The organism is Stenotrophomonas sp. YIM B13575 (genome assembly GCF_042787595.1).
Taxonomy (GTDB): Bacteria; Pseudomonadota; Gammaproteobacteria; order Xanthomonadales; family Xanthomonadaceae; genus Stenotrophomonas; species Stenotrophomonas lactitubi_B.
This window is the reverse complement of the sequence record NZ_JBHZOP010000117.1, coordinates 13,885-30,062: the sequence shown is the minus strand read 5'-3', so window position 1 is coordinate 30,062 and position 16,178 is coordinate 13,885. Positions and strand designations below refer to the sequence as shown.

The 16,178-nt window shown below is 67.1% G+C and carries 13 protein-coding genes; 9 read left to right on the top strand and 4 right to left on the bottom strand.

Annotated elements, in window-relative coordinates:
• Positions 1-62 precede the first annotated feature (62 nt).
• A complete protein-coding gene (locus tag ACFX4F_RS17210; protein WP_380657394.1) occupies positions 63-1,016 on the bottom strand; it encodes a DUF1028 domain-containing protein in 954 nt (317 codons plus the stop codon).
• Between the two features lie 276 nt (positions 1,017-1,292).
• A complete protein-coding gene (locus ACFX4F_RS17205; RefSeq protein ID WP_380657392.1) occupies positions 1,293-2,687 on the bottom strand; it encodes a short-chain fatty acyl-CoA regulator family protein in 1,395 nt (464 codons plus the stop codon).
• Positions 2,688-2,774: 87 nt separating this feature from the next.
• Between ACFX4F_RS17205 and ACFX4F_RS17200 the strand changes: the two genes are divergently transcribed.
• The 5 genes from ACFX4F_RS17200 to mmsB are packed head-to-tail and all read left to right on the top strand — an operon-like array spanning position 2,775 to position 8,318.
• Positions 2,775-4,280, top strand: a complete 1,506-nt coding sequence (locus ACFX4F_RS17200; protein WP_380657390.1) for a CoA-acylating methylmalonate-semialdehyde dehydrogenase — start codon at positions 2,775-2,777, stop codon at positions 4,278-4,280.
• A gap of 15 nt (positions 4,281-4,295) precedes the next feature.
• Positions 4,296-5,462 (top strand): acyl-CoA dehydrogenase family protein, encoded by a 1,167-nt coding sequence (locus ACFX4F_RS17195; protein WP_099819603.1) that lies wholly within the window; start codon positions 4,296-4,298, stop codon positions 5,460-5,462.
• Positions 5,459-6,256: an enoyl-CoA hydratase gene (locus ACFX4F_RS17190; RefSeq protein WP_099819604.1), complete on the top strand. Its 798-nt coding sequence runs from the start codon at positions 5,459-5,461 to the stop codon at positions 6,254-6,256. The genes ACFX4F_RS17195 and ACFX4F_RS17190 overlap by 4 nt, the downstream gene beginning before the upstream one ends.
• Complete coding sequence (locus ACFX4F_RS17185) at positions 6,253-7,431, top strand: enoyl-CoA hydratase/isomerase family protein (protein WP_380657387.1); 1,179 nt, start codon at positions 6,253-6,255, stop codon at positions 7,429-7,431. Before ACFX4F_RS17190 ends, ACFX4F_RS17185 begins: the two co-directional genes overlap by 4 nt.
• Positions 7,428-8,318, top strand: a complete 891-nt coding sequence (gene mmsB, locus ACFX4F_RS17180) for a 3-hydroxyisobutyrate dehydrogenase (RefSeq protein ID WP_312108051.1) — start codon at positions 7,428-7,430, stop codon at positions 8,316-8,318. The genes ACFX4F_RS17185 and mmsB overlap by 4 nt, the downstream gene beginning before the upstream one ends.
• Before the next feature lie 289 nt (positions 8,319-8,607).
• Here the strand turns inward: mmsB and ACFX4F_RS17175 are convergent, their stop codons facing one another.
• Complete coding sequence (locus tag ACFX4F_RS17175; RefSeq protein ID WP_004153735.1) at positions 8,608-9,033, bottom strand: organic hydroperoxide resistance protein; 426 nt, start codon at positions 9,031-9,033, stop codon at positions 8,608-8,610.
• Between the two features lie 111 nt (positions 9,034-9,144).
• A complete protein-coding gene (locus tag ACFX4F_RS17170; RefSeq protein WP_380657384.1) occupies positions 9,145-10,101 on the bottom strand; it encodes a cation diffusion facilitator family transporter in 957 nt (318 codons plus the stop codon).
• Between the two features lie 232 nt (positions 10,102-10,333).
• Between ACFX4F_RS17170 and ACFX4F_RS17165 the strand changes: the two genes are divergently transcribed.
• The 4 genes from ACFX4F_RS17165 to ACFX4F_RS17150 all read left to right on the top strand — a co-directional run bounded on the left by ACFX4F_RS17165 (position 10,334) and on the right by ACFX4F_RS17150 (position 16,133).
• Positions 10,334-11,788: a SulP family inorganic anion transporter gene (locus ACFX4F_RS17165; protein WP_380657382.1), complete on the top strand. Its 1,455-nt coding sequence runs from the start codon at positions 10,334-10,336 to the stop codon at positions 11,786-11,788.
• A 206-nt stretch (positions 11,789-11,994) separates the two neighbouring features.
• A complete protein-coding gene (locus ACFX4F_RS17160) occupies positions 11,995-12,864 on the top strand; it encodes a lysozyme inhibitor LprI family protein (RefSeq protein ID WP_380657380.1) in 870 nt (289 codons plus the stop codon).
• A gap of 54 nt (positions 12,865-12,918) precedes the next feature.
• Positions 12,919-13,323 carry a lysozyme inhibitor LprI family protein gene (locus ACFX4F_RS17155; RefSeq protein WP_099819610.1) on the top strand — a complete coding sequence of 135 codons (405 nt, stop codon included), beginning with the start codon at positions 12,919-12,921 and terminating at the stop codon, positions 13,321-13,323.
• A gap of 41 nt (positions 13,324-13,364) precedes the next feature.
• Positions 13,365-16,133, top strand: coding sequence for a peptidoglycan-binding protein (locus tag ACFX4F_RS17150; RefSeq protein WP_380657378.1), 2,769 nt, complete (start codon positions 13,365-13,367; stop codon positions 16,131-16,133).
• The last annotated feature ends 45 nt before the right edge of the window (positions 16,134-16,178 follow it).

Below are 16,178 nucleotides of genomic sequence, written 5' to 3'. Positions count from 1 at the left end.
CGGGCCATGCCCGGCGGCCTTTCGCACCGCTGCGCTCGCCGGGCATGGCCCGGCGCTACCGTCTATCGCCACGCCTCGACCACCGCATCGCCCCGCAATGGCGCGTACAACGGCAAGGCCAACTCCTGCTTCACCCATTCCGGGTTGAGCGCGCGCAATCCCGCCAGGTATTCGCGGGCCAATGCGGTTTCGCCGTGTGACATCGCCAACCGCGCGGCACGCGCCCATGTGCGGTCCCAGCCATGCGCGAGCGCCAGCGATGTGGCCAGCGATGCGCGCGCAGCCGCAACATCGCCGCGTTCCCACTGCTGTTCGGCGCGGATGATCGCGTCATTTGAAAGCCGCATGTCGTACAGCTCGCGCAATCGCGCTACGGCGCGCGGGTCGGCATCCACGCGCAGGTCGGTGTCCTGCCAGTCGCCGCCCGGCGTGCGCACCAGCAGCGCCGCCGACCATTGCCCGCTGCGTTGCCCGCCTGCCGCTTGTCCTGCTTCCAGCGCGGCCAACAGCCGCGCGGCAAGCTCGCCGTGGGTGGCCGCAAACGCGCGTTGCATCGCCGCAAGTACCTCCGGCCCGGCCAGTCCGTTGCCTTGCACGCTCACCTGGCCCTCGCCAACGGCACCCGCCCAATCGGCCTGCTGTGCGGTGGCGCCGGTGTACTGCGCGTTGCCGCCACGCGCACTGACCAGCCCGACCTGCCGCTCGGCGATGGTGGTGCCATCGAAGTCACCATCCTGGTCCAGCAGCTGCTTGAGTACCTGCCCCGGCGTGCGGCCTTCGGCCAGCAGCGCCAGCCCCTTCGAGCCGTAGGTCGGGTTGGTTTCGAACTGGCTGGCGACCGCGCCGACCTTCGCCTGCGCCCACGGCACGCCGACACCGCCGACGGCGAGGTTGTGGGTGGCGACGGCCACCCCGCAGTCGCCGGCGTCATTGCAGGCGGCAATGGAGAACGTGGCCCATGCCGGCGCAGCGACGGCAGCGAGCAGCAGGGCGAGGCAGGGGCGCAGCAGGGACATGGCGGTCTCCGGGGCGGGCATCCCCAGTGGGATGCAGCCTACGCGCGGAAGGTTTAGTAGATCCACGCCATGCGTGGATGAATCTCCATCGAAATCGAATAGTCGACAATTCATCGAAGCGCATCCACGCATGGCGTGGATCTACCGTGTCGACCAAGGTCGACACCCACCAACAGCGGCGGGACCCACCCCGCCACCCCACGGAATGCCCGCTGTTGCTTCTGCTGTCGCCTTGGATTGGAGCAGGTGCAGGGCGCAGCCCTGCCGAACCAACCCCTACCTTCCCGGCAACTGGGTAAACGCGCGCTGCATGCAGTCCTCGCGCGGGCACACCCGGCAGCCCGGTCCTATCGACACCGAATTGCCCGGGCTCTGCACATCCAGCCCCAGCGAATACACCAGCCTGTCCGCATGCTGCAGATCACAGCCCAGTGCCACCGCGAAGGTCTTGCGTGGCTGGCCGTGGCCCACCGGGCCGCTGCTGACCTGCCGTGCCAGCCAGAAATGGCGGCGGCCATCAGGCATGCGCGCGGTCTGGGTGAGGATGCGTCCGGGCTGGTTGAACGCCTCGTAGACGATCCACAACGGGCATGAACCACCCACCTGCGAGAAGTGGAAATCGGTGGCCGAGTGACGCTTGGACACGTTGCCGGCGCGGTCCACGCGGATGAAGAAGAACGGCAGGCCCGGCGCGCTGCGGCGTGCCAGCGTACTCAAGCGATGGCAGACCGCTTCGAATCCCACACCGAACTGGTGCGCCAGCAGCTCGATGTCATAGCTGCTGGCTTCGGCCGCGCGCAGGAAGCGCATGTACGGCATCACCAGCGCACCGGCGAAATAGTTGGACAGGCCGATGCGCGCCTGCGCGATGCGCGCATCGTCGCTGAAGCCGGTGCGCGCGATCACCGCATCGATCTGCGGCAGGTAGCCGCGCAGCGCCAGCTCGACCGCCATCTGGAACGCCTGCTGGCCCGGCTCCAGGTAATCGGGCAGCCACAGCGTACGGCTGCCGGCATCGTACTGGCGCTTCTCGCGCCCGGCCTGCAGCGCCGCCACTTCCACCAGCACCCCGTGGCGGTCGGCCAGCAGCTGGCGCAGCCGGGGCGCCACGTGTCCCGGCGCCAGCCCCCATTCGGCGAACAGCTGCTCGGCCAGTTCATCCAGTTCGGGGATGTGGTTGTGCATCCGGTTGAAGAACTCGCGCACCTGGTCACCGGCCGGCAGCGTGCTGCCCGCGCCCGGCTCGCCCAATTGGAATTCCAGAGCGGCGGCATGCTCGCGCAATGCCAGGTGGCGGCGGTGCAGGTCCAGCAGCGCGCGGCTGACCTGCGGCAGGTTGCCGGCCAGCGCGCGCAGTTCGGTGGCACTGACGTCGGCCAGGCCCAGGTCGCGCAGGGTTTCGCCCAGCGACTCCTGCAGCGCGGCGGGCTCATTGTCGTCGAACAGGGCGGAAACATCGCCCAACACCTCGCCCAGCTTCTTCTGCACCGCAGGCGTCAGCGGGCGCTTGTTTCGCTCGATCTGGTTCAGGTAGCTGGCCGACAGCCCCAGTGCGCGGGCAAGGTCGGCCTGGCTGTAGCCGCGCTGCTCGCGCAGGCGCAGCAGACGCAGACCAAGTTGGCGCTGGGGGGCTGAATAATTCACAGAATTAACAGGAATCGTGGCGGGCATTGGCCAGATTAAGCGGATTCAGGCCGGAAATCGAGGTGCGTGCTGTGAATAATGCCAAGCATCATTCGCACCCCGTGGATTGTCGTCATGACTGTTGCAGCGCCCCGTATCCGCATGCTGATCGATGGCCAGTTCGTTGAATCGGCCACCTCCCACTGGCAGGACGTGATCAATCCGGCCACCCAGGACGTGCTGGCCCAGGTGCCGTTCGCCACCGCGGGTGAAGTCGACGCGGCCGTGGCCGCCGCCAAGGAAGCCTTCAAGACCTGGCGCAAGACCCCGATCGGTACCCGCGCGCGCATCTTCCTTAAGTACCAGCAGTTGATCCGCGAAAACATGAGCGAGCTGGCGCACATCCTCACCGCCGAACAGGGCAAGACCCTGCCGGACGCCGAAGGCGATGTGTTCCGCGGCCTGGAAGTGGTCGAGCATGCGGCCGCCATCGGCAACCTGCAGTTGGGCGAACTGGCCAACAACGTGGCCAACGGTGTCGACACCTACTCGATCATGCAGCCGCTGGGCGTGTGCGCAGGCATCACCCCGTTCAACTTCCCGGCGATGATCCCGCTGTGGATGTTCCCGATGGCCATTGCCACCGGCAACACCTTCATCCTCAAGCCGTCCGAGCAGGACCCGATGGTCACCATGCGCCTGGTCGAGCTTGCCCTGGAAGCGGGCATCCCGAAGGGCGTGCTGAACGTCGTCCACGGTGGCGAGGAAGTGGTCAACGCCATCTGTGACCACCCGGACATCAAGGCCGTGTCGTTCGTCGGTTCCACCCGCGTCGGCACCCACGTGTACAACCGCGCCTCGCTGGCCGGCAAGCGCGTGCAGTGCATGATGGGCGCCAAGAACCACGCCGTGGTGCTGCCGGACGCCAACAAGGAGCAGACCCTCAACGCGATGGTCGGTGCTGCCTTCGGTGCGGCTGGCCAGCGCTGCATGGCCGCCTCCACCCTGGTGCTGGTCGGTGAAGCGCGCGGTTGGGTGCAGGACCTGGTGGAGAAGGCCAAGACCCTGAAGGTCAGCGGCGGCACCGTGGCCGGCACCGACGTTGGCCCGGTCATTTCCTGCAGCGCCCGTGAGCGTGTCGAAGGCCTGATCGCCTCGGGTGTGGAGCAGGGCGCAAAGCTGGTGCTCGATGGCCGCAAGCCGCAGGTCGATGGTTTCGAGAAGGGCAACTTCGTCGGCCCGACCATCTTTGCCGGTGTCACCACCGACATGCGCATCTACCAGGAAGAAATCTTCGGGCCGGTGCTGGTCATCCTCGAAGCGGAAACGCTGGATGAGGCCATCGCCATGGTCAACAGCAACCCGAATGGCAACGGCACCGCGCTGTTCACCCAGTCCGGCGCCGCTGCACGCCGCTTCCAGGAAGACATCGACGTCGGCCAGGTCGGCATCAACGTACCGATCCCGGTGCCGGTGCCGCTGTTCTCGTTCACCGGTTCGCGCGCTTCCAAGCTGGGCGACCTGGGTCCGTACGGCAAGCAGGTGGTGCTGTTCTACACGCAGACCAAGACCGTCACCGCGCGCTGGTTCGACGACGAGACGCTGAGCCACGGCGTCAACACCACGATCAGCCTGAAGTAACAGCAGGGAGCAGCCATGAGCCACTCGATGACGACGGAACAGGAAGAAGCGCAGCAGGCGTACCGCGAAGCGGCGCGTGACTTCGCACAGGCCGAACTGGCGCCGCACGCCGCGCGATGGGATGCGGAGGGCATCTTTCCGCGCGAGGCGATCGCCAAGGCCGGTGAACTGGGCTTCTGCGGTCTGTACATGGACCCGGAAGTGGGCGGCAGCGGCCTGAGCCGACTGGACGCCGCCGTCGTCATCGAGGAGCTCGCCAACGTCGATCCGTCGACCGCGGCCTACATCAGCATCCACAACATGGCGTCGTGGATGGTGTCCAAGTGGGGCCAGCCGGCGCTGCGCGACGCCTGGGGCAATGACCTGTCGTCGGGCAGCAAGCTGGCCTCGTACTGCCTGACCGAGCCGGGTGCTGGTTCGGATGCGGCCTCGCTGAAGACCAGCGCCGTGCGCGATGGCGATTTCTATGTGTTGAATGGCGCCAAGGCCTTCATTTCCGGCGCCGGCGCCACCGAACTGCTGGTGGTGATGGCACGTACCGGCGGTGCCGGTGCAGGCGGAGTCAGCGCGATTGCGGTGCCGGCCGACCTGCCGGGCATCAGCTACGGCCGCAAGGAAGAGAAGATGGGCTGGAACAGCCAGCCCACCCGCGGCATCACCTTCGAAAACGTCCGCGTGCCGGTCAGCCACCTTCTGGGAGAGGAAGGTGGCGGCTTCAAGCTGGCGATGAAGGGGCTCGATGGCGGCCGCATCAACATCGCCGCCTGCTCGCTGGGTGCTGCGCAGGGTGCGCTGGATGCCGCGCGCCGCTACATGGGCGAGCGCCGCCAGTTCGGCAAGGCGTTGTCCGAATTCCAGGCACTGCAGTTCAAGCTGGCCGACATGGCCATCGAACTGGTCGCGGCGCGGCAGATGGTGCATACCGCTGCACGCAAGCTCGATGCCGGTGCCAGCGATGCCAACGTGTGGTGCGCGATGGCCAAGCGTTTCGCCACCGATGCCGGCTTCAACATCTGCAATGAAGCCCTGCAGATCCACGGTGGCTACGGCTACATCCGCGAATATCCGATCGAGCGGCTGCTGCGCGACAGCCGCGTGCACCAGATCCTGGAAGGCACCAACGAGATCATGCGGGTGATCGTTGCCCGTCACCTGCTCAACACCGAAGAGGAACTGCGATGAAGGATTGGCGTACCCAGGAGCACGTGGGCCTGAAGGTCGAGGCCGATGGCCACACCGCCGTGGTCACCCTGCACAACCCGCCCGCGCATACCTGGACCGTGCACAGCCTGTCGGCGCTGCGCGATCTGGTGGGCGCACTCAACGCAGACCGCGAGATCTACGCGCTGGTGATCACCGGTGATGGCGAGAAGTTCTTCTCCGCCGGTGCCGACCTCAACCAGTTCGCCTCCGGCGACAAGGCTGCTGCACGTGAGGCCGCGCGCCGTTTCGGTGAAGCCTTCGAGGCGCTGTCCGCGTTCCGTGGCGTGTCGATCGCTGCGATCAACGGCTACGCCATGGGCGGCGGCCTGGAATGCGCGCTGGCCTGCGACCTGCGCATCATCGAAGACCACGCCCAGGTCGCGCTGCCGGAGGCCACCGTTGGCCTGCTGCCGTGCGCCGGTGGCACACAGAACCTGCCGCGCCTGGTTGGCGAGGGCTGGGCCAAGCGCATGATCCTGCTCGGCGAGCGCATCAACGCCGAGACCGCGGTGCGGATTGGTCTTGCCGAAGAAAAGGTCGGCAAGGGCGAATCCAAGGCACTGGCACTGGAATGGGCGAAGAAGGCTGGCAAGCAGAGTCCGACCAGCATCGCCGCCTGCAAGACCCTGGTGCAGTCCACCCGCACCGGTACCCATGCCTCGGCGCTGGTGGCCGAGCGCGAAGCCTTCGTCGATCTGTTCGACACCGCCGATCAGGTGGAGGGCGTGAGTGCCTTCCTTGAAAAGCGCGCCGCGCAGTGGAAGAACGCATGACTGCGGTCGACACGAACGTTGCCGAAGCACCGGTACTGTTCGAAGAACGCGCCGCTGGCAACGGCACGCGCATCGGCATCGCCACGCTCAACGCGCCGCGTACGCTCAATGGTTTCTCGCTGCCGATGGCGCACCTGCTGCTGAAGCAGCTCAACGCCTGGGCCGACGACGACGGCATCGCCATGGTGGTGCTGCAGGGCGCGGGTGAAAAGGCATTCTGTGCCGGCGGCGACCTGCACAGCCTGTACCAGAGCATGCTCGCCTACCGCGAGGCCGGCCACACGGACATCCGCGAGAACGACTACGCCGCCGAGTTCTTCGACGTCGAGTACCGCGTCGACTACCTGATCCATACCTACGCCAAGCCGATCCTGTGCTGGGGCCATGGCATCGTGATGGGCGGCGGCATCGGCCTGATGTCCGGCGCCAGCCATCGCGTGGTCAGCGAGCGTTCCAAGCTGGCCTTCCCGGAAATCACGGTCGGCCTGTTCCCGGACGTGGGTGGCAGCTGGCTGCTGCCGCGCGTACCGGGCAACGGTGGCCTGTTCCTGGCCCTGACCGGTGCGCTGCTCAACCCCGGCGATGCGATCTATGCCGGCCTGGCCGACGTGCACGTGGCCGAGGAACGCCGCAGCGCGGTGTTCGATGCGCTGCTGCAGGTCGCGTGGTCGGCCGATGCCGCACGCAACCACGAGCGCCTGTCGCAGCTGCTGCTGTCGTTCGCCAGCGACGCGGCTACCGGCCCGCTGCTGGCCAATGCCGCGCAGGTCGATGCGCTGTGCGAAGGCGATGATCTCACCGCCATCGTCGAACGCATCAGCACTCTGCAGACCGATGATGCCTGGTTGCAGGCCGCACAGAAGACGCTGGCTGCCGGTGCGCCGGGTTCGGCACGGCTGGCCTTCGAACTGCAGCGCCGCAGCGTCGGCCAGGATCTGGCGAACGTGTACCGGCTGGAATACATCACGGCCCTGCATTGTGCTGCGCATGGCGACTTTGCCGAAGGCATCCGCGCGCTGCTGATCGACAAGGACCGCACTCCATCGTGGAACCCGGCCACGTTGGCCGATGCCAGCCGCGCATGGGCCGATACGTTCTTCGCTTCTCCCTGGGCCGATGCCGCGCATCCGCTGGCCGACCTGGGCACCCCTGTCGTTGAAAGGAGCCTGGCATGAGCCGCATTGCATTCATTGGGTTGGGCAACATGGGTGGCCCGATGGCCGCCAATCTGGTCAAGAACGGCCACACCGTGCGCGTGTTCGATCTGGTGCCGGCCGCTGTACAGGCCGCCGTCGATGCAGGCGCCAGCGCCGCGCCGTCGGCACGCGAGACGCTTGCCGACGCCGAGGTGGTGATCTCGATGCTGCCGGCCAGCCGCCACGTCGAAGGTGTGTACCTGGGCGACGACGGCATCCTTGCCGCGATTCCCGCCGGTGCGCTGGTCATCGACTGCAGCACGATCGCCCCGGCCAGCGCGCGCAAGGTTTCCGAAGCGGCCGCCGCACGAGGCCTGCAGATGATCGACGCGCCGGTGTCCGGCGGCACTGCCGGTGCACAGGCCGGCACGCTGACCTTCATCGTCGGCGGTGAAGAGGACGCGCTGGAACGCGCCCGCCCGGTGCTGCAGGCGATGGGCAAGAACATCTTCCATGTGGGTGCCAGCGGCGCCGGCCAGGTTGCCAAGCTGTGCAACAACATGGCGCTGGGCGTGATCATGGCCGTCACCGGCGAAGCCATCGCGCTTGGCGTGGCGCACGGGCTGGACCCGAAGGTGCTGTCGCAGATGATGGCGGTCAGCACCGGCCGCAGCTGGGCCACTGAAGTGTGCAACCCGTGGCCGGGCGTGCTGGAAAACGCACCGGCGTCGCGCGGCTACAGCGGCGGCTTCGGCAGTGACCTGATGCTGAAGGACATGGGCCTGGCGGTGGAAGCGGCGATGAGCGTCGGCGCCTCGATCCCGCTGGGCGAAGTGGCCCGCAACCTGTATTCGATGAACCACCAGGCCGGTCGCGGCAAGCTGGATTTCTCCAGCGTCGTGCAGCTGATCACCAGCGAGAAATAGGGCTTGGACGTGTAGAGCCGAGCTCATGCTCGGCTGCCTTTCCTGCGCGCATCGCGACGCCGGATGGATCAGCCGAGCATGGGCTCGGCTCTACGCAAGCGAATGCGCTCCCGGCCACGTGCCGGGGGGCCACCCGAGGTGGGATGGGCGGATGCCCGGTTTCGACCGGTATCCGCCCATTTTTTTGGGTCGGATCCCTTTCGCAACGCGAAAGGGCTCTGACCCCAGACACACCGCAACGGGGTCAGAGCCCTCTGCGTATGGCAAAGGGATCCGACCCCTCGTTGCATCAGGCAACGATCAGCGTCACGTCGATGTTGCCGCGGGTCGCGTTGGAGTACGGGCAGACGATGTGCGCCTTCTGCACCAGCTCTTCCACCTGCTCGCGCGGCACGCCCGGCACGTTGATGGTCAGTTCGGCTTCGATGCCGAAACCGGTCGGGATCTGGCCGATGCCGACCTTGCCGGTCACGGTGGTGTCGGCCGGCAGTGCGACCTTGGCCTGGCCGGCGACGAACTTCAGTGCACCGAGGAAGCAGGCCGAATAGCCTGCAGCGAACAGCTGTTCCGGATTGGTACCCGGGCCGCCAGCGCCGCCCAGCTCGCGCGGGGTCGACAGCTGGATGTCCAGCACGTTGTCGGAGGACACGGAACGGCCTTCACGGCCGCCGGTGGAGGTGGCCTGGGCGGTGTACAGAACCTTTTCGATGGACATCGGGATGCTCCTGGTCAGTGGGTGGGTAATGCGTTGGAGCCTACTTTGCCCGGATTCTGCACACGTTGGGTTACAACACGTCTGAAAAACTTGATTGAACGTCCTGCCGGCCTAGATCGTCCATTCCCGGTCAGTGGTGAACATGATGGTCAGCCAGCGGTCCGGCGATGATTCGCCCAGCGCATCACCGATTTCGTCGCGCAGGTGGTCCCACTCCAGCAGGGGCCGCGGCGGGTCGTCCTCGCGCACCACGAAGAACAGCTCGATCTGTTCGCCACGGCCTACCTGCGCCACGTAGCTGCGGTGTTCGACGAAGCCGTGCTTTGCAACGATCGCCCGCGCCACCGCATCGACGTGCGCCTGCAGTTCCGGCGGCGTGACCAGCAGGATGCCGGCCAGTGCGCGCCGCACCGTGCCCAGCGGCGCGATCATCACCAGCACGCAGACGAACGCCAGGATGGCCGGATCGATGTACGGTCCGACCCATGCCCATGACGTGCCGTGGACCAGCACACCGCCGAGGAAGGCCGCCAGGTAGCAGGCTGACATGCTCGCAGCGATCACCCAGTTCTTCGCATCCAGTGCGATGAACTCCGAGCCGATGCGCCGGTTGGCACGCAGCACGAACCAGGCCAGCGCGCTCTCGGCCACGATCGACAGCGCCGCGAAGATGATCGCGGGACCAAGCGCGATCTGCCGCCCACCCGACATCAGCGCATCGACCGCGTTGACCAGCGCGTACAACGCCGCACCGATCATCAACGTGCCGCTCACTCCCAGCACGATCGGTTCCAGGTGCCAGAACCCCATGGTGAAGCGCTGGTTGAGGCGCGACTGCAGGGCGTCGGTCTGGGTGGACAGCGCGATCAGCCTCGCGACCAGCAGCGACAGCCAGGTCATCACCACGTCGATCAGTCCGTAGATGCCATCGAAGATGATCAGCGAAGAGTTGGCCAGCAGGCCGAACACCACCGCCGCTGCAGCCAACAGCAGCGAGCCGACGATGGACAGGCGCAGCACGCCCTGTTCGGTGCGTGTATCGAAGTAGCGGGGCGGGGCCGTGACCATGCAGCATTGTAGAGCGGAGCCACGCTCCGCTGCCTTTCACGCAGTCTGGCCTACCTCCGGGTCATCGGCTGCAGTAAACTCCGCCCCCTCCACGCTTTCCGACGACGCACTGCAGTGATCACGCCACCCTGAACCTTGCCGCCCTTCGGCAGCCGGCCCATCCGGCTCAGGAACCCGTGTCTTTCCACTGCAGCGCCACGTGGCCCCGCCCGCGTGTGCGCGGAGCTTTTCCATGCAAACGTCCTATCCCCTGCGCCAGCAATGGCTCGGCAATCTCCGCGGTGATCTGCTGTCCGGTGCCGTTGTCGCCCTGGCCCTGATTCCCGAGGCCATCGCCTTCTCGCTCATCGCCGGCGTCGACCCCAAGGTCGGCCTGTATGCCGCGTTCTCCATCGCCGTGATCACCGCCATCGCCGGTGGCCGGCCGGGCATGATCTCCGCCGCCACCGGCGCGATGGCTCTGGTGATGGTCGACCTGGTCAAGGACCACGGCCTGCAGTACCTGTTTGCCGCCAGCATCCTGGCCGGCCTGCTGCAGGTGCTGGCCGGCGTGTTCAAGCTGGGCTCGCTGATGCGCTTCGTCTCGCGCTCGGTCATCACCGGCTTCGTCAACGCCTTGGCCATCCTGATCTTCCTGGCCCAGATGCCCGAGCTGATCGGCCGCGGCCCCACCGTGTACGTGCTGTGCGCCGCCGCGTTGGCGATCATCTACCTGCTGCCGCGCATCACCCGCGCCGTGCCGTCGCCGCTGGTTGCCATCGTCGTGCTCACGGCCATAGTGATCGGCTTCGATGTGGACGTGCGCAGCGTCGGTGACATGGGCCAGCTGCCGGACAGCCTGCCGCACTTCCTGCTGCCCGATGTGCCGCTCACCTGGGAAACCCTGCGCATTCTGCTGCCGGTGTCGGCCACGCTGGCCGTAGTTGGCCTGCTCGAATCGATGATGACCCTGCAGATCGTCGAGGACATCACCGAGACGCCCAGTGAGCGCAACCGCGAATGCGTCGGCCAGGGCCTGGCCAACACGGTCACCGGCTTCCTCGGCGGCATGGCCGGCTGCGCGATGATCGGCCAGTCGGTCATCAACGTGACCTCCGGTGGCCGCGGGCGCCTGTCCTGCCTGGTGGCCGGCGTACTGCTGCTGGTGCTGGTGGTGTACGGCAGCGACCTGGTGCGGCAGATTCCGATGGCCGCACTGGTGGCGGTGATGATCATGGTCAGCATCGGCACCTTCAGCTGGCGCTCGCTGCGCGACCTGAGCACGCATCCACGCAGCTCGTCGGCGGTGATGCTGTTGACCGTGGTGGTCACCGTGGCCACCCACGATCTGGCCAAGGGCGTGCTCAGCGGCGTGCTGTTGTCGGCGCTGTTCTTCGCGCGCAAGGTCGGCCGCATGCTGGATGTGCAGTGCGAGGAGGCCGGTGGCACGCAGGTCTACCGCGTGCGCGGCCAGGTGTTCTTTGCCTCCGCCGGGCAGCTGGGTGCGGCGTTTGATTACCAACGCGTGGCACAGAAGGTTGAGATCGACCTGCGCGAAGCCCACCTGTGGGATCTGACTGCCGTCGCCGCGCTGCAACGCGCGCAGGAAAAACTGGCCGCGCACGGTGCCGAGGTCAACGTTGTCGGCCTCAACGCCGCCAGCCAGACGCTGATCGAACAGGTGGGAGAGCGCGGCGGCGCACATTGACCGCGCGCCCTGTCGCGGTCTGTGCCGGGGCTCCATGCCTCGGCCTGGCAAGGCGATTTCTGCGACGCCGTCCGCGCAAGCTGAATCCAGTCAGCCATCTGAAACCGCCGCTGTCGTAGGATTGCCCCCGTGATGGGGCCGATGGACGGCCCCTCCCGGCCGGCGACCGCTGGCGACACGCAAGGGAGATACAGGCAATGCAGGCAATGGATGCCCGTCGGGGCAATGAACAGATCGCCTCCGGCCGTCGGTACTGGAGGGTGCTGGCCCTGTGCCTGGCGCTCACCGCCTGCCAGGCACCTTCTTCCCCTGCATCGGCCGAAGCCGCACCCACCCCGGCACCGCTTGTCGCGGCATCGCCGACAGCCTCCCCCGGCCCATCGCCTGGTGATTCCTCCGGGTACCCCGATGCGTCCTACTCGGACGGTCGCCTGCGCCCGGCCTATGGCTGGTGCGTGGATGGCGTGGAGGATGCGGGCAAGCTGCAGGCCTGCGGCAAGGACGAACTGGCCTATCAGGAAGGGCGCCTGCAGGAGGCTGCCGGCAAGGTCGTCGCCGGGCTTGATGCGGCGGCGAAGAATGCGTTCCTGGCCACCCAGGCGACCTGGCGCAGTGATACCGATCGCCATTGCGTCGCTGCGGCCACTGCCGGGGTGGATGACCTGCAGAAGGCGCAGGAATGCCGCTTGTTCCGCGTGGCCAATCGTGCCGATCAACTGCTCGCGCAGAGTGGGCTCCCGGATACCTCCTATACCCAGGCAACACTGCGGCCCGAATACACCCGTTGCGTGCAGGATGCCCGGGGTATGGACGACCAGCTGGAAGTCTGCGACTCCACCGAGCTCGCCCATCACAAAGCGCTGCTGGAAGCACAGGTCGCGCGGCTGATGGACAGCCCCGACGGCCCGGCCAAGGACCGCTGGATGGACGAGCAGGCGAACTGGGCCGAGGACACCGACAAGCGCTGCAGTGCGGCCACGGAGAGCGTGGGTCAGGCGCTGGACGCGCAGTCGTGCCGCATCAACCGCTACGCCAATCGCGCAGTGGAACTGCAGAAGCGCATGCTGGCCCCCTGACGGGGCCTCCGGCGTGTGCAGCGCATCGAAGCATTGACCGGTAGGAAGCAGACCATGGCGAGCAGGACCTTGGGCATTGTGGTGGCGACAATGGCGGTGCTGTGCACCGGCCAGGTGCATGCCGCATCCGCGCTGAGCGCGACCTACCAGGCGTGCTCAGGCCGCGCGCAGGGCATCATCGAAGAAGCCGCCTGCCTGTCCAGCGAATCGGACCGGCAGGACCGCCGGTTGAACCAGGCGTACCAGCAGTTGCAGGAACGCCTCGACGCCACGGCCAAGGGACATCTGCTGGCCGCGCAACGGGCGTGGTTGCAGTCGCGCCAGCGCGATGGCGAACTGGAAACCGCGCTGTACGACGATTCGCAGCCGGGCAACCTGCAACAGAAATTGAATGACACCGAGCGCCTGCGCGCGCGCGCCGATCAGCTGGAAACCTACCTGCGCCTGATCGGTTCGTAATCCGCAATACGGTCATCCCTCCACGGATCAGGAAGTGAGCCATGCCAAACAACATCGATACCCGTAACCTGGACGCAACCGCCGGCGCGGTGTTTTTCGCCGTCGGACGCGGCACCGAAGGTGGCGGATCGTCGTACCACCTCAGCATCGCCGGCATCACCAAGGGACTGGATGAGCCGAAGTGGGGCACGGTCAGCGCGGTGGCCGCCAACAGTGGCTATTCGCTGGGGACCATCCAGGTCGACTTCGGCCAGCGTGGCAAATGGCCGCTGGGTGCCACCGAAGAGCGTGCGCTGAAGCCCGGCGAGACGACCTACGTGGACGCGGTCATCCAGCAGGCCAGCAGCTACGCCAAGGCGCACCATCTGCCCTTCACCAACGACCATGCCGACCTGCGCGTCGACCTGCTCAGCCACGGCGACGGCCAGGGCAAGCGCTCCTCGATCCGCTTCATCGATGTCCCGACCCGCGACAGCATCAACGCCTGGGCCGGGTCGCCCGAAGGCAAGCAGTGGATCCACACCCACGTGGACTACCCGCAGGTGCGCAACGCCACCCGCATCGCCATGACCATGCTGGACAAGCACGGTAGTGGCATTGCAGAAGACAAGCGTTTCGAAGCGATCGCGCTGATCGCCAAGTCCGCCAACCAGCTGCCGGGGACACTACCGCAGCTGGAAGCCGTGCTGAAGCGGGGCGGCGACTACCAGGACCTGCGCGACAAGGCGGCCGAGATCCGCCAGGACAAGAAATACTATGCCGGCCTGGCAGCCGCTGACGTCGCCGCTGGTTATGAAGATGCCTATCCTCGCCATTCGGCGGAGATGGATCGCGCGCATCTGAAAGTGGGTCGCCGCGACTTCGCGCCGGCCAACGAAGGCAACGACCCCGACATCCGCGTAGCGCTGGAACAGGCGCGCTCGCACAAGCACGGTGGCGGTGGCCCGCAGGTGCTGAAAGAGGGCTCTACCGGCCGCGCGGTGGAAAAGCTGGAGCACAACCTGCATGCCTTGGGGTACGGCGGTGCAGGCGTACAGGCGATCCACCCCGACCGCCAGTTCGATGCCGCAACCCGGCAGGCCGTCGAAGCCTTCCAGCGCGACCATCGTCTGAATCCGGTCGATGGCAAGGTGGGGCCTGCGACGCTGGGTGCGATCGACCGTGAGGCGCGCGCGCTGCAACGTGACATGGCCGCGCTGGGCCTGACCGATGCTCATGGCAAAGCGATCACCGCCGATGGCTACCTGGGGGCCGGCAGCCAGCACGCCATCAACGTTTTCCAGCAGCAGCACCATCTGCCGGCCACCGGCATGGCCGACGCACAGACGCGCCGCGCCATCGATGCCGAGGCCGCACAGCATCGCCCTGCCGCGCCTTCGCCTGCTGCCCCGACCGCGCCGACTGCGCCGGCAGCCCCGACGAGGGCTGCGCCACCCGCAGCGCCGCAGCACACCGGTCCTGCCGGCGCCGCAGCGCCCGGTGGCGAGCGCATTTCCGTAGTGGAACCCTTCGGCAACGGCAGCAGCAACCGCGTCCTTCGCCACGGCATCAGTGGCGAGGACGCATTCCGCGAGCTGAAGATCCACCATCCCAACACCAATGCCGCCGCCGTGCGCGCCGGCGATGCCAGCAAGGTTGACCGCACCGCAGACATGGTCGACGGTGAACTGGAGGCCGTGCGCAAGCGTGGGGACACCAACGGCATTCCGCTGGTGCAGAAGGACCTGATCCTGACCGACCGTGCCGGTGGGCGCAGCCTGATGATTCCCAGTCCGGTGGCCGGCTACGTCCAGCTCAACAAGGACGGCACCAATTCCATCAGCATCTACAGCCATCCGGTCGGCGATGCCCGCCGCGAGCTGGTGGGCCAGGTGTTGCACGGCGCCGTCGGCTCCATCCCCTACAAGACCGGCGATTTCGTCGAGTACGGTGCGCCGCTGGTCCGCCAGTCCGATGTGGGGTCACCCGGCGCGGTGCACGCACATATCGAAGTGGAGCCGGCGCAGTTCCGGCGCTACCTCGGCGACATGCTCAACGACCGCATCACCCTCGGTGGCAAGGTGCACGCGCAGGGGCCCGAAGCGGCGCAGGCCGCACGCGCCACGCAGCAGGCGCCGATGGCCGATGGCATGCTGATGAAGGGCGAACGCGGCGACGAGGTCAAGGCGCTGCAGGGCAAGCTGGCCGCGCTTGGTTACACCGCAGCCGACGGCAAGGCGCTGGGCACCGACGGCATCTTTGGCAAGGACACGCTGGCAGCGGTGAAGCAGTTCCAGGCCAACAACGGCCTGGAGCAGGATGGCAAGGCCGGCCGCCAGACCCTGGCGCGCCTGGACGACCCGGCTGCAGTGAAAGCCGGCGCGCAGACCGCCGCCGCCCCGGCACGCACCGAACCGAGTGCCCCGGCGGCCCCGAGCATGCGCGATCCTTCGCACGCCGAGAATCCGCGCTTCAACCAGGCGCTGGAGAAACTGCAGGTGCTGCAACAGCAGCGCGTGCAGGCCGGGCTGTGCCCGCTGTTCGCCAACGCGCAGGAAACCGAACGTGCCGCCGGCCAGCTGGCCTACGAGAGCAAGGTCGCCGGCATGCGCCAGATCGACCATGTGGTCGCGCGTCCGGATGGCAGCGGTCTGTTCGCCGTGCAGGGCAACGTCGGCGACCCGGCCGCGCAGCGCACCTTCGTCGACAGCCGTCAGGCCGTGTCGCAGTCGGTCGAGGCCAGCACCCGCCAGGCCGAAGAGCTGGATGTCCAGTTCAACCAGCGCGTGCAGGATCAGCAGCAGGATCAGGTGCGCAACCGCGGCCTGTAAGCCCGCCGCACCGTGCCCAGGGGCTCCGGGTCGAACCCGGAGCCT

What these genes read in the sequence shown, in the direction of transcription:
- mmsB (WP_312108051.1), top strand. Translation starts at nt 7,428, where the DNA reads ATGAGCCGCATTGCATTCATTGGGTTGGGCAACATGGGTGGCCCGATG.
- ACFX4F_RS17205 (WP_380657392.1), bottom strand. Translation starts at nt 2,687, where the DNA reads ATGCCCGCCACGATTCCTGTTAATTCTGTGAATTATTCAGCCCCCCAG.
- ACFX4F_RS17155 (WP_099819610.1), top strand. Translation starts at nt 12,919, where the DNA reads ATGGCGAGCAGGACCTTGGGCATTGTGGTGGCGACAATGGCGGTGCTG.
- ACFX4F_RS17185 (WP_380657387.1), top strand. Translation starts at nt 6,253, where the DNA reads ATGACTGCGGTCGACACGAACGTTGCCGAAGCACCGGTACTGTTCGAA.
- ACFX4F_RS17190 (WP_099819604.1), top strand. Translation starts at nt 5,459, where the DNA reads ATGAAGGATTGGCGTACCCAGGAGCACGTGGGCCTGAAGGTCGAGGCC.
- ACFX4F_RS17165 (WP_380657382.1), top strand. Translation starts at nt 10,334, where the DNA reads ATGCAAACGTCCTATCCCCTGCGCCAGCAATGGCTCGGCAATCTCCGC.
- ACFX4F_RS17195 (WP_099819603.1), top strand. Translation starts at nt 4,296, where the DNA reads ATGAGCCACTCGATGACGACGGAACAGGAAGAAGCGCAGCAGGCGTAC.
- ACFX4F_RS17160 (WP_380657380.1), top strand. Translation starts at nt 11,995, where the DNA reads ATGGATGCCCGTCGGGGCAATGAACAGATCGCCTCCGGCCGTCGGTAC.
- ACFX4F_RS17175 (WP_004153735.1), bottom strand. Translation starts at nt 9,033, where the DNA reads ATGTCCATCGAAAAGGTTCTGTACACCGCCCAGGCCACCTCCACCGGC.
- ACFX4F_RS17210 (WP_380657394.1), bottom strand. Translation starts at nt 1,016, where the DNA reads ATGTCCCTGCTGCGCCCCTGCCTCGCCCTGCTGCTCGCTGCCGTCGCT.
- ACFX4F_RS17150 (WP_380657378.1), top strand. Translation starts at nt 13,365, where the DNA reads ATGCCAAACAACATCGATACCCGTAACCTGGACGCAACCGCCGGCGCG.
- ACFX4F_RS17200 (WP_380657390.1), top strand. Translation starts at nt 2,775, where the DNA reads ATGACTGTTGCAGCGCCCCGTATCCGCATGCTGATCGATGGCCAGTTC.
- ACFX4F_RS17170 (WP_380657384.1), bottom strand. Translation starts at nt 10,101, where the DNA reads ATGGTCACGGCCCCGCCCCGCTACTTCGATACACGCACCGAACAGGGC.